At 40.0% G+C, this 13,449-nt stretch carries 9 protein-coding genes and 2 CRISPR repeat arrays; of the genes, 1 reads left to right on the plus strand and 8 read right to left on the minus strand.

Translation table 11 applies throughout. From position 1 onward, the window contains the following. Positions 1 to 336 precede the first annotated feature (336 nt). The 7 genes from cas3 to DMI82_RS15450 all read right to left on the minus strand — a co-directional run bounded on the left by cas3 (position 337) and on the right by DMI82_RS15450 (position 10,329). A complete protein-coding gene (cas3, locus tag DMI82_RS15420; protein ID WP_110103798.1) occupies positions 337 to 3,117 on the minus strand; it encodes a CRISPR-associated helicase Cas3' in 2,781 nt (926 codons plus the stop codon). Positions 3,118 to 3,168: 51 nt separating this feature from the next. Next, positions 3,169 to 4,730: direct repeats of the CRISPR family, unit length 29 nt; unit sequence CGATACACCCTCACGTGTAGTGAGGGAAC. A 155-nt stretch (positions 4,731 to 4,885) separates the two neighbouring features. Further along, positions 4,886 to 5,815 carry a type I-E CRISPR-associated endonuclease Cas1e gene (gene cas1e / locus DMI82_RS15425; protein ID WP_158526483.1) on the minus strand — a complete coding sequence of 310 codons (930 nt, stop codon included), beginning with the start codon at positions 5,813 to 5,815 and terminating at the stop codon, positions 4,886 to 4,888. Further along, positions 5,808 to 6,425, minus strand: coding sequence for a type I-E CRISPR-associated protein Cas6/Cse3/CasE (locus tag DMI82_RS15430; RefSeq protein WP_158526484.1), 618 nt, complete (start codon positions 6,423 to 6,425; stop codon positions 5,808 to 5,810). The genes cas1e and DMI82_RS15430 overlap by 8 nt, the downstream gene beginning before the upstream one ends. Then, positions 6,400 to 6,942 (minus strand): type I-E CRISPR-associated protein Cas5/CasD, encoded by a 543-nt coding sequence (gene cas5e, locus DMI82_RS15435; protein ID WP_110103801.1) that lies wholly within the window; start codon positions 6,940 to 6,942, stop codon positions 6,400 to 6,402. Before cas5e ends, DMI82_RS15430 begins: the two co-directional genes overlap by 26 nt. After that, positions 6,929 to 8,149, minus strand: coding sequence for a type I-E CRISPR-associated protein Cas7/Cse4/CasC (locus DMI82_RS15440; RefSeq protein ID WP_158526485.1), 1,221 nt, complete (start codon positions 8,147 to 8,149; stop codon positions 6,929 to 6,931). Before DMI82_RS15440 ends, cas5e begins: the two co-directional genes overlap by 14 nt. After that, on the minus strand, positions 8,142 to 8,654 hold the full coding sequence (locus DMI82_RS15445) for a hypothetical protein (protein ID WP_110103803.1): 513 nt from the start codon (positions 8,652 to 8,654) through the stop codon (positions 8,142 to 8,144). The genes DMI82_RS15440 and DMI82_RS15445 overlap by 8 nt, the downstream gene beginning before the upstream one ends. Further along, on the minus strand, positions 8,626 to 10,329 hold the full coding sequence (locus DMI82_RS15450) for a type I-E CRISPR-associated protein Cse1/CasA (RefSeq protein WP_110103804.1): 1,704 nt from the start codon (positions 10,327 to 10,329) through the stop codon (positions 8,626 to 8,628). Before DMI82_RS15450 ends, DMI82_RS15445 begins: the two co-directional genes overlap by 29 nt. A gap of 286 nt (positions 10,330 to 10,615) precedes the next feature. Further along, a CRISPR array of direct repeats spans positions 10,616 to 10,953; the repeat unit is 29 nt; unit sequence CGATATACCCTCACATACAGTGAGGGAAG. A gap of 194 nt (positions 10,954 to 11,147) precedes the next feature. Between DMI82_RS15450 and DMI82_RS15455 the strand changes: the two genes are divergently transcribed. Next, positions 11,148 to 13,028, plus strand: a complete 1,881-nt coding sequence (locus DMI82_RS15455; RefSeq protein WP_158526486.1) for a leucine-rich repeat domain-containing protein — start codon at positions 11,148 to 11,150, stop codon at positions 13,026 to 13,028. Positions 13,029 to 13,110: 82 nt separating this feature from the next. Here the strand turns inward: DMI82_RS15455 and DMI82_RS15460 are convergent, their stop codons facing one another. Further along, positions 13,111 to 13,410, minus strand: coding sequence for a hypothetical protein (locus DMI82_RS15460; RefSeq protein WP_110103806.1), 300 nt, complete (start codon positions 13,408 to 13,410; stop codon positions 13,111 to 13,113). Positions 13,411 to 13,449: the final 39 nt, after the last annotated feature.

The raw sequence follows: 13,449 nt of genomic DNA on the forward strand, positions 1-13,449 counted from the left end.
CTGAGATGGAAACGGCAAAAGCGGATGACCGATATACCCTCACTTGCAGTGAGGGAACCAAAGAACCCTGCAGACCAACCGAGAACGCGCCGATATACCCTCACTTGCAGTGAGGGAACGTTTGGGCTTTCTGCCCGGTGTGTGAACGTTTCGATATACCCTCACTTGCAGTGAGGGAACACTCAGTGTTTATGCGGTTTTCAGCCGCCTTAAACACCTCGTTGTGCAAATTGCACAAAAGATTTTTTCACCTTTGCTCCACATATTTAATATGCAGAAAAAATACGTAAAGCGAACAAAAATCGTAAAAATTATTGAAAAATATTTTTTAAATTTTTATACATTCAAAATACTGAATCCATATTCGTTATCAATGTTAATCTGTTTATCGCCGTCAGAATTGGTAGCGTCATTTGAGTTGAAAATTTTTACATCTCTAAAAATCCCAACGCCATATTCTTCTCCATCAAATCCGTTCAAATAATGCAATGGAACTGTCACGACACATCTTTTAAATAATTCTATGGCATCAAATTCATCGTTGCCATCCATACCTTTAAATTTTCCTTTTGCCGCCTTCATCTCATCCTCATCCAGAATTGCAATCTGCACAGTCGGCTCTCCGGACTCTCGCACATTAATATATCTATCAGACAATTTTCCAAGCACACATTTTTCATACAGCTCAAAGCCATTTTCAATATTGATATTCCCTGCATCTGATTTCGCATTTTTGATTCTGTCTTCTGTCATAGTTTTGATGTCTGCCGATTCATACACGCGATTGATAATTTCTGGCGTACATGATGGTATCTGTAATACAGGGCGCTCTACTATCACCTGGCGCGTTGCATCCAAATAGCATGGTTTATATACGTGACCAGTCCCGCCATATTCCGCATTATCATCTGTATCAGGAATCAAAACCTGCACAACATTTTTTACATCCATATGTTCACGAATAGTCCCCGCATCACCGTGACGATGATATCGCCCGATTCTCTGCAGCAATAGGTCAACCGGACAGATTGCTGTTATCATATAATCAACATCAATATCAATTGACTGCTCTAGTACCTGCGTTCCAACAATAATTGCTCGCTCCGGCCTCTCACTCCTGTTTTTTCCACACCATTTTAAAATTTTTTTAATTTTTTCATCCTTTGTCTTTTCAGGCATGCGTGCATGATACAGGATAAGGTTGTAATTATCATCAGCAATTTTTTTAATACTATCATATACATTGATTGCATCAGCAACAGTGTTCATGATGACACACTCACAGCCTCCGTATTTTACGTTTCTTACAGCCCGCTCTGCAATTGATTCGTAATCATTTAAAATCGGTAATGATTCACATTCAATATTTTTATCTGGCTCATATGATTCGGACTGGCATTCATAAAATTCATTATCAGTTGTTACATATGAAATCAGCGGATAGCCACTATGCATATCAATATCTGACTCGTTAATTATTGTTGAAAATAATTTCTTTTTTGTTGATACTGGCAATGTAGCAGATAACAAAATAACTGGAACTCCAAGAACATTGCAAATCTGCAATAACCGCTCAATGACCGTAATCATATATGCATCATATGCATGGATTTCATCAATAATTAACACTTTGGACGACAGTCCGGCCATTCTGACGCTCTCAAATCTTACTAGTCTGGCAGCAGTCATTACCTGGTCAACGGTTCCAACTGCAGATGGAGTCAACAATCTCTGTCGTGAGACATCTGTCCATGACGGTTCAGTATTATTTTCCCTCAATAGCATAGATTTTGAGGTATATAATTTTGTTTTTCGCATCTGTAACTCAGTCAAAAAATCATCAACTCTGCCCTGAATAGCCTCAGCAGAAGTGCCTGTTGGCAATCCCATATAAATTCCAGACAATTCGTTTTTATTACCTAAGACTGATGCGGCATATAGTGCAGCCTCAGTTTTGCCAGAGCCGCAGCCAGATTCAATTAACATTAACTTGATATTATTTTTCTGTACTATATCAACAACATCGCGCTGTACCGGGCGACCGTTTCCAAAATGAAATAGACTGTCAAACGAACGAGCATCCGGAAATGCTGAACGTGTTAAATTTTCGCCAAATAAAAATACTGTTACGACCCTCTTTTTCCAATCTAAATATTGTCCAATATCAGAAAAATCTTTAATCGTTTTGTTGTCCATTGCCTCATTATTTGATGCAATCCAGTCAGACGTGATAAGGATGCCAAGAATTCCATTTTCTACAGCAAATTTTGTTTTTTGATTTTTAAAAACAGCATCTGGAAATTCGATTTTTTCGCATGGAAAAATTTCTTTAATGTAATTGTAGATGTATTTTTGCATGTTACCCCATCGTTCAGCTGTTTTTGGTTTTATTTCTACGAAATCTTCTTTTTTCCTTTCCTTTTCTTTTTGGTGATGTAAACTGATTATTTGACGAATCATTATTTTACTACGCGTATCCGCATCAAATCCAAACAAATCCGTTTGTTTTATCATTTTCTCAGCATACTCCTCGTGCCTGAACATTGTAGACACTGCCTCCTGGTTTAGTTCATACCCTCGCAGCATCTCGTTTGTCTCGGTATCTCGTCCCTGAAAGACAGGATGCGCTTTACCAATATCATGCATTGCGCAAATAAACGTAATTTGAGATTTTAAAATTGCTTCGTCAATCCCAGTTAATTCAACGAGTCTATTGACCAGCGGTTTAAAAATTCCATTCATCAGACATCCAGCAACGATTCCTGTCTCTAGCATATGGTCAATTAATGATTTTTTTGGATTTAATTTTGCCCATAATTTTTCTGAAATCATTTTTGTTAATGTATTTTCAGGTTTTACAATTAGCTGTAATCCGTCGTAATCTTCAAATTCGTAAGATGGATAACCAATTTTTTTTACGTTGTATTTTTGTTCATTTTTATCTGTATATATTAAAACGGCCGAGATACCATCAATATTAGTAATATCTTCCCATAATCTGTCACGTGTCCTGGCTGAGGCGTTAGAAACGAATGTGAATGGGGCAATCTCCTGAGAGAATAATGATAATTCACCACGGATGCTGTCTGGCGCGTGCTCTAAATGAAGCACAAACATTTTTCCTTTTCCTCCTGTTTTTCTTGTTTATATTTAATATGCTAAAAAAATAAAAATACCCTCACGTATAGTGAGGGAACTAATTCTTCTGCTATCATTTTCGTCAACGTGTTGATACACCCTCACATATAATGAGGGAACAAGATATTCAATATCCGGGACAACTTGCCCGGCGATACACCCTCACATATAATGAGGGAACATCCGCGCGCTTGGCTCTTTTGTTATGCTTTACGATACACCCTCACGTATAGTGAGGGAACCGTCAAGTGGGGCATTATTCTCATCTACTACACGATACACCCTCACGTATAGTGAGGGAACCCCGTTTCCTTTCCTCGGCGGCTCTGGCGTTTCGATACACCCTCACGTATAGTGAGGGAACACTGCAGCGTAGCTCAGGAGACTCGTCCAATTCGATACACCCTCACGTATAGTGAGGGAACTAGTCCTCCCACGTGCTCGACTTTATATACTCCGATACACCCTCACGTATAGTGGGGGAACACAACAACAAGGTTGAACTCGGTATGGATATCCGATACACCCTCACGTGTAGTGAGGGAACGACACGGCGGCAACAGGAAAACTTTTTCTCGGCGATACACCCTCACGTGTAGTGAGGGAACTGCTGGTTGGGACCATACCCAGCTCAGAATGGCGATACACCCTCACATGTAGTGAGGGAACGAGTGGGTCTATGCGTGGGCCATGCAGATAGGCGATACACCCTCACGTGTAGTGAGGGAACGTCAAACCTCTGTAATTCGGCCTCTGCCTGCTCGATACACCCTCACGTGTAGTGAGGGAACGAAAATAACAGACAGAACGCGCCCCGGGGCGGCGATACACCCTCACGTGTAGTGAGGGAACATAATTATTATTGCATATATGCTTTCTAATTCCGATACACCCTCACGTGTAGTGAGGGAACCCGAGAAATCCACGCGCAAGAGGTGAACCGCTCGATACACCCTCACGTGTAGTGAGGGAACTTTTAATGAGTAAAACGGCTGTTCACTCATTTACGATACGATACACCCTCACGTGTAGTGAGGGAACAGATAGCCGTTTCTGCTCCTGTATTAAAAGACCGATACACCCTCACGTGTAGTGAGGGAACCGTGGATAGGAACAGGGACGGACAATGCTAAGACGATACACCCTCACGTGTAGTGAGGGAACACAGTCGCATAATTTCTAGTTCTGCCACGCCCCGATACACCCTCACGTGTAGTGAGGGAACTGCAGGCACTGCTAGACCTGGAGGCTTGTGGACGATACACCCTCACGTGTAGTGAGGGAACGGATGATAAACAGCAGCACATGGGGAAACGTCTGATACACCCTCACGTGTAGTGAGGGAACTTCCATATTGCCCCTGATTTCGCTTTCTGCGACGATACACCCTCACGTGTAGTGAGGGAACATAAAAAAAAGTTGATTTTTTGCTTTTTGGAACGATACACCCTCACGTGTAGTGAGGGAACGATGAATATACAGAAACGAAAACGAAATGATGTTGATACACCCTCACGTGTAGTGAGGGAACGGCTGAGAAGTTTAGGGTGTCGCAAACCACAATGATACACCCTCACGTGTAGTGAGGGAACACTCAGTGTTTATGCGGCTTTCAGCCGCCTTAACCACCTCGTTGTGCAAATTACACAAATGTCCTTTTGGTCTCTTATCTCCATATTTAATATGCTTAAATTAATATTTTTTATTACAGAATTTTTAAAAATATTTTTCGATTTTTCTTTTTTTTCTACTTACCGTAATTAATTCCAAGCTCTACACAATCCTCGAGATTCCATAAACCAACATTAACAGGAGTCCTTGCATTGATGTCATCAAACTGGAATAATGTGGACAGATTTTTTGCAATTCGCTTCATTAGTTTTCCACTTACAAATATTTCTCTACATGCAGCACGCATATCGTCATCATTACCATGCTCTGCTGCTAACCGAAACGCAGCCGGAAAAATAAACTCTTCCTTATATAAGTCTGCAATATCAAATACAAATGACCGGCTACTGCCATTGTGAATAAAACCAAGTCCCGGAGACATTCCAAACGCAATGATTGCAGCCTGACAGATTCCGTATAGCAGACTGTTTCCCATGGATAAAAATCGGTTTACGTCATTACTGGAATCCCATTCGTTTTGGTCATAGTCTCTGCCATACCAATCAATGCCGTATTGTTCTGCCAATTCTCTATACTTTTCTTTGACTCTTTTTCCTTCTGTACCGCGCATCTGCTGCAATGAAAATTTTTCCATATTTACGTCTGGATATCTAAGGTGATACATCCTGCGGACTACATCAGCGTGTCTATTATTGTCTGAATAACATTTTGCTTGAATAATCAGATTTTTTGAATACTCAGACGATACCATTGATGTCGAATAGATATATTTTATATCCTGTCCACACCAGATAGCCGTACATCCTGCATCGGCAATATTCTTCATCGCAGCATGGGAAATGCTGGTTCCAGGGCCTAAAAGCAAAACATTCACCATTGCCAATGGGATAATTGTCTTCTTGTTTTTTTGACATGCGGCGATAGAAAACTCGTCCTGAATGATTCTCGCATATTCAATATACAGAAACGAGAACCTGTCTTCCACTCTTGGCAACATGTCATTTGTAATCCTGGAGCCAATAGATTTGCTGCTTGGATTATACATGCTGCACCCCCAATACCAGACACAGCCCGGCGCCATACGGGCGCGAGCGTCCAATTCCATTTTTGAGTATTTCCGTCAGTTTTTCTGAATCCGTCACATTCAGCATACACTCATATCCATAGAATGATGTGTGATGTGATTCGCCACTTGCTTTTGAGACATATATATTAGTTTTAGCCACCTCATTGATAGCCATCAGACTTCCGGCAGGTTCAAATTTTTTCTGCAGCCACTCTGCACGCTCTCCAGGTGTTCTCAACAGCCACATACAGTTTGGATTTTTTACCATTTTTTTATTTCTTTTTTGCGGTTCAAACACGCCATACAATCTAACAATATCGCCGTTTCTTATAGCGTCCATCATATGGCTGCATTCCCTGCTGTTTAATAATTTTAATGAATCATTTGGAATGTTTTTTGGCTGGCTGTTAGACTGCACTATCATATGTACCGGTGCGCTTTCAGCACCATTCTTTTTGGAGTCCATTATCATATACAAAACGCCTTCTTCAGCCCGGTTTCCGTCGAACATTAACATCACCATTTTGTGAACCAAATCCATATTCCTTAACAATCTTACTTTTTTAAATTCGAATGTGCTGATATACATTATCGTCCTCCACTTCTGGCATTTCACACATGCCGCGGCATACCGGTTCTGCCGGAATACAACATTTACTACCAAGGTAATAATCCCAGACCGGTTCATTTAATGCTGTCTCAATTTTTCTTAACAGTTCTTCTTCTGCTTTCAGATATAATACATATCTGTACCCCACAACATATTCACGCATGATGATTGACGGAGAATGTAACATTCCACCGCCTGCTGTCAACATATCAGGGGCAGATACAGTCTGAAAATCAAATAAAACATCCGGTGTCGTATTTGCTCCTGGTTTTATTGGCGCGGATGCTTTATTGTCAATATACAACTCAAAACTGTTTTTTAATTTTTCAATTCTGGAATCGCCGCGGGGATATCCCAGGGCGCAGGCAATCATGCCTGCAATCCCAGATTTTGTCGGCATCAGTTCAGTGTATCTGTAATTTGGACCGAGGCCTGTGTTTCTCCACGACTGCAGCATTCCAGAGCATATCAGCTTCAATGCTTTAGAATCGTTCATTCACAATCTCCCCAATCATATTTAACGCATCGCCAAAATTTACGTGCTCCGCGCCGGTAATTTTATCTGCATCTTTTCCGGCATATAATTTTTTTATGTACTGTTGATGCCCTGAAAAATCGTTTGACACAAACTCATGCATTGCAGCAATAAATTTTTCATCTTCAGCTCCACCGTATCTGTTCATTTCCTCAATGCAGCAGGTATCTGCAGTTCTGTTTGTTCCGCAATCCCTGATTGTGATATAAACTCCGACCGGGTCAGGATATGATGCAAATGCATTCTGTCCACCAGATGGGGCAGAGCATGCAATATCACGAACAACGCAGCAGATAGCCTTAACCATCATCTCTTTGACTCGTGCCTTGTTACTTTCATCCGTCATATCAATACCTTTGGTCATATTCTCATACAACTGCCGAACGTCAATGCTGGCGTATTCATAGTAAACATGAGTTGCGAAGTCTTTAGAATCCAGATATGCTGAGCCGCTCTGACCGCTGTCCAGTTCATTTTTCATATCAGAGAGATAATTATCTACAACAGTAAAATAGTCATTATCCATAGTAGCCTGTCCTAGCGAATAGCTATGATTTACTGACACTGCGCTTTCTACGGACTCCATAACGTCAGATGTTGTCATACGTCCGAACATAGAGCAGTCAACACCATATGACCGCAGAGGTAATTTTTTCTTAACCGCGCTGATAATCTGCGCTGCATATCCAGAACCGTCATCTTTTTTCTTTTTTCCTTTTTCAGTTTCTTTTTTCAGTTTGTCCCATTCTTCCTGGCCTGTAATAACCTCACAAAAGACATTCATGATGTCTTTAATGTCATATTCTGTAAAAACGAGAATCTGGCTGGTTACATCGATTGCTTTATTTTTCAGGTCACATTTGAGAATATTTTTTACGATATATTCTGCCATCTCTTCTGCATTTTCCTGATATAACGGAGATTCCATTGCCGCAAATTTTTTCATCAGGATATCTTTGATTGCACGGGTTCTGTATACATGTTCCATCTCTCCGAGACATTCCTCCAGATGCTCACGCCATACCCTCTTTTTTGACTGAGACGAAATCCTGTTGTATCTTGAATTGTCAATTAAAACATCCTTCACCTGTCCTGCACCGTCACAGTTCAGACGGGAAATGCCGTATCGTTTACCTACATGTACCTCAATCACCAGTTTTTTATTCATTTGTCTTTTCCTCCATTTTTTCTTCTTTATAGATTCCTGCAATTGTTTTTGTCCATTCATCTTTTGTTTTATATGACCAGTTTAAAACGTCAGATGTTAATTTTATGATATCAATGCTGTTTTCTTTGCTGCACAACTCAACATAACGGGTTACATAGTTGATGAAAATTCGTTTATCACGTTCATCAATCATATATCCAATTTTCTGCCTCGCTGCCGCATTTCCGGCATCATACATTATTTTTAGCACGCATTCAAACGGCTTTCCGGATTCGCAGCCTTGTTTAATGTATATTGCCATCATATCTGATAAAAAATCCATTTTATAAATCGCGACATTGTCATTTCCGATGATACTAAATAGTAACGCCTTCTGCGGCATCCGCAGCCGATTAAACGGAATTTTCCATGTTCTTCTTAATAACATTTTGTCGTCATTACTCAACGCCTTTACCTTTTCAAAAATTGATATCACATCAATTTGATTTGTTACTGTGCTGTTCACGCTTCTTCTTCCTTTCTGTTCTGATTTTTTCGTATATTTTTTGTGCTTCAATTGATTTCCCATATGGTACCGGAACCTGATAAATCAACTGCCAGGAATAGCCGGCCATTTTTGAGATATAGTTATTCAGTTTTTCTTTTAGAGTCTCTGTGTAAAAATCATCGTCCTCGTCAATTTTAGCGATTTCAGGAATAAATTCTTTTTTGAATAGTCCCTCGCAATATCGCATAAAACGATTTCCTAGCACCCGCTCAACTGTTTGGATTTCGTGTTTATTATTATCGTTAGCCGGGTCTGACGAGTTTAATGCTTTATCTACGGTTTTAATATCTCTTATTAATTGATATGCCATATTTTCTGCCGCTGTGATAAAGCCTTTGGACACAATTTTTTTATTTTGGTCGCGCAAAATGCATAATGGCAAATAACACTGGTATTCTCCTTGCACAAGATATTTAGCCTGTTCCATAGCCAGATAATAAGCGGTCATTATTGGGCGCCCGAAGACGTCTTCCATATCAAAGCTGTCGTAACCGCTTGTCAATTTAAAACCAGCTAAACATTTTGGTGCGCCGCCATCATACACATCTGCATATGTTTTAATATCCAGCCATGACCGATTGGACTCCGCAAAGCGAGTGCCCGTTTTGAATGTTCGTGAGGCCGTTTTAATCTCCTTTATACTAACTGACGGTTCTGTTTCTTCAATCCACCGTTCTCTTGCTGCGGCGATTAAATCTGCTTCCCCGAGGTCAATATTGATTTTGTAAACTTTTGAAATCGTTTTATTAGTTTCATCAATAGAACTTAAATCTGGATATAAATACATTACAGGGAAAAACATACCTTCCATTTTGGGAACATTCACAGTATCGGTTTTGCAGGAATTTAAATTTTCCTTTCCTCTCTCATATGTAGCCCATCTCCATAATGGCGCGTCATTTTTTACATTATGTTTACTGTCAAAGGCAATGTTCATCAAAATGCTGTGAAATAACGTCTGATTTTTATCCGAATCAATGTGATATAAAATCGGCGGTACTCCAACACACATTAACCCTGAACGATAACCAGCACCTCCCTGCCCGGCGATGCAATGCGCGATTAACAGTAAATTCATATATTCTGCAAATGATACCACTTCGGCGTTTTCTACTGTGTATTTTTTGTTATATACACTGTCATAATATGAATCTCTGCAGTCTTCTGCGGCAGTATTTTTTATATAATTTTTTGTACTGACATTATTGAAAAATACCTTATTGTTTCCGCTTCCCATTCGCGGATTGATTGTCGCCACAGATACAGATTTTTTGCTTTTAAATATTTTTTCAAATGTTTTTTTGTCTGTCTGCATAAATGGTCTATTTTCATCAAATAAATCAAATGAAACGCCTGAATTTTCACAATTTCTGATATACGCATCAATCTCGTCTGCATCAAAATGTCCAGCATTTATCAGAGCTGTCTCAGCGTCAATATTAATTCCAAAGATATCCATTACAAATGTTTCAGCCAGCCGCTGCTGGAGTCGTCTTAGCACCGCAAACTGTTTGTTTTCTGCACTGCATTTATACAGATGGGCATTTACTAGATAATCACGTAATCCAACTAACGTTTCGTTTCCGTCCATGTCAATCACACCCATCCACGGTTCATATAATACGTTAAACATTTTTTCTCCTTTTTTTTGTGTTTTATATTAATATGCTGGAAAATGATTAAGGGATATTATTTTTTTTATTTTTTTTGTGACGAGGTATGCAAAAATTTAATTATCGACGGGCGGGAAAACCGCGGCCAGGCTTGCCGTCGGGGAAGTACCCGCCGTGCAGTGTGGGGAATTTAAAAACAGATATACCCTCACACACAGTGGGGGAAGTTGAAGAATTGGGAAGAAAACTCTATACCGGGCGATACACCCTCAAGATTTTGATAAGCAATCGGGTCTTCGTCACAGACGATATACCCTCACATACAGTGAGGGAAGCCGCAGCCCGCGCTCGCTTCTCTGCCTGTTCCGCCGATATACCCTCATATACAGTGAGGGAAGTTTATAAAATTAATGTGCGATGCCCTGCCGATACGATATACCCTCACATACAGTGAGGGAAGTATCTAAGTCAGAATTATAAAATAAAATCTGGCGATATACCCTCACATACAGTGAGGGAAGTGCTCAATGAGTTTACACAACTGCTGCACGTACGATATACCCTCACATACAGTGAGGGAAGGCGTGTTTCGTTGCTCCCTTGATTTTGTTCAGGCGATATACCCTCACATACAGTGAGGGAAGACTTAGTGTTTATGCGGATTTCAGCCATCTCAAATACCTCGTTATGCAATTTGCACAAAAACCTTTTACTATCCTCGTCACATATTTAATATGCCGAAAAAACACCCTCGCCGATTATTTTTTGCGGATTTTTTTCTTTCTCGTCGTTCCAGCATATTGATTTCGTAAAAACAACAAAGAAAGGAATGAAAAAAATGATTTATACAAAAAGACAGTTTCAGGAAGGAGTAACGTTTTACACAGACAGCTTTACCGGAAATGTTTACGACATTGATATTGACCAGGATGTTACAGAACTGCACCTGTCAGGGGACAAAGCGCAACATTATGTTATTAAGGAAGTCCGTATGTATGGAAATGAGAAAAGATTTCCTCAGATAGAACGTATCTATATCGCAGATAGCGTAATGTCAATCCGGATTCCGAATAAAATGTTTCCAAATGTTAAGGAAATCATTTCTGACAGCAAATCTTTTCAATCAGGCAGTCTGTTGATTAGGAAAGCGCTTGGCTATGCGAAAGGTGTATGTCTGTTCAATACGTTTTGCAAAAGAACCGACGAACTGATTGATTTGAACGGTGTTGAAACAATTGCCGATAACGCATTTGACGGCTGTGAATCTTCAAATATCATTAATGCAGGCGGTATTAAAGAGGTTTACCAAAATGCTTTTTATGGATACGAAAAAATTTCGGAACTTCCAGTCGTGGATGGGGTGCGTATGCTTGGTAACATCGTCATGGATTGCCCGCCCGCGCCATACACTCCGACTTCGTCGTCTGTCAGCCCTAACGGGCTTGATACACGCGAGCGTAGCTTGCTGCATCATGGTCCTATTATTCCAAAACAGGCCAGGCTCTTCAATTATGATATTGATTTCACAGGCAAGCCAGTCACAGTCCAAGACATATCTGTCGTAAAAACAATGAATCCAAAAAAATTACCCCAGAAAATAATCCTGAATAATAATGGCGTAATTGATATGAACGATGTGGACGGTGTGTTGCAGCGAGAGGCTATTTCCGAAATTGAGATTTCACCGGACAATCCATATTTTACATCTCACGACGGAATACTCTACAATTCTGATATGACAGTGTTGGTACGATGTCCAGCGGGTCGGACTGGGAAAATTATTATCCCGGATGGGGTAAAGGCTATCAGTGAATGTGCATTCTATAATTGTTCTATCAGTGAAGTAGTAATACCAGATTCCGTTACAGATGTTGAACAATGGGCGTTCCGCTGTTGCCATAATCTAGAGAAAATCACATTCAGCAAAAACATGTCATGTATTAAAGCATACACATTTTCCGAATGTATTAGCCTTCATGATATCAACATTCCTGGACACATCAAGGTTATAGGTGAAAGTGCATTTAGAGGGATTAAAGACCCTCATCTTGATTTGTCAGAAGGCGTTGAAGAAATCGAAACAGAGGCATTCCGCTTTACTCCAGGTAATGACCTAACAGTCGCTCTCCCATCAACCATCAAAAAACTTGGCTGTCGATGTTTTGGAAACCTGAAAAATCTGGCCATAGATACAGAAACTGGCATGCTGCCAAATGGATTCTTCAGTTCAATAGGCTGTGTTGGGCGTGTAAATATGAATGATATAAAAGAAGCGCACAGGATTGTGTCTTATCTGACTGTGAACGGAAAATCATATTTGATTCCATACATCGATGTTCAGTTAGACAAGCTTGACAGGTATTTTCGTTTCCTTCCGTTTAACCCAGATGTTATATGGAGACAGTACGAAAAAATTAATACAAACGAAAGGCTGTTTAGATTTTTGATTCTATTGTATCCTACTGTTGAAAATGCAGAAATTAAAAAAGACATAGAAAAGACATTTAAACGCTTACAGCGTGCATCTGTCAACGGTCTTTACAAAAAAGGCGAATTTAAACTGTTGGTAAGGTATTTATCATACAATTTATCAACAAAGAAAATGCTTGAAAGCCTCGTTGCTGCATCAGAACGGGACGGCAAGCCTGAGATTAAGGCATACGCCCTGATTGCACTTCAGGCGTATGAAACGAAAACTGAAAAAACGTATAAATTATAAAACTAATCGCCCGGCCTTCGGCCGGACGCTTTTTCTTTTTTCGCCTTTTTCTTTGTTTTATTTTCCGGTTTATTTTTCAATATCAGATTTTGATATGTATCCCAATCATCATTGGCACAACCAAAATCACACTCTGCACAAGCAAAGCGAAAGTCAGCACCCATGCATTACCGTTTTCTTTTGCTTCTTCTTTTTGTGTTTTCTGAAAGCAGTTTTCTTCGCAAAAATAGAGATTGACAATCATCATCAGGCCAGTTAACGCCATCAGCACAAATCTTACCTGATGAGGTATACTACCCCTCCCGCTTCCGAATGCGAAATATACCAGCCACGGCTGGAGCAAAACATATACGGTATCAGAAACCAATATCTTTTTTCTCATTATTTTTTTCTCCTTATTTGCAGTTTTTTTTGTATACTT

It is taken from the genome of Blautia sp. BCRC 81119 (genome assembly GCF_003184505.1).
Lineage (GTDB): Bacteria > Bacillota > Clostridia > Lachnospirales > Lachnospiraceae > Blautia_A > Blautia_A fusiformis.

Coding starts and splice junctions, on each gene's coding strand:
- cas3 (WP_110103798.1), bottom strand. CDS start 3,117: ATGTTTGTGCTTCATTTAGAGCACGCGCCAGACAGCATCCGTGGTGAA.
- cas1e (WP_158526483.1), bottom strand. CDS start 5,815: ATGTATAATCCAAGCAGCAAATCTATTGGCTCCAGGATTACAAATGAC.
- DMI82_RS15430 (WP_158526484.1), bottom strand. CDS start 6,425: ATGTATATCAGCACATTCGAATTTAAAAAAGTAAGATTGTTAAGGAAT.
- cas5e (WP_110103801.1), bottom strand. CDS start 6,942: ATGAACGATTCTAAAGCATTGAAGCTGATATGCTCTGGAATGCTGCAG.
- DMI82_RS15440 (WP_158526485.1), bottom strand. CDS start 8,149: ATGAATAAAAAACTGGTGATTGAGGTACATGTAGGTAAACGATACGGC.
- DMI82_RS15450 (WP_110103804.1), bottom strand. CDS start 10,329: ATGTTTAACGTATTATATGAACCGTGGATGGGTGTGATTGACATGGAC.
- DMI82_RS15455 (WP_158526486.1), top strand. CDS start 11,148: ATGATTTATACAAAAAGACAGTTTCAGGAAGGAGTAACGTTTTACACA.
- DMI82_RS15460 (WP_110103806.1), bottom strand. CDS start 13,410: ATGAGAAAAAAGATATTGGTTTCTGATACCGTATATGTTTTGCTCCAG.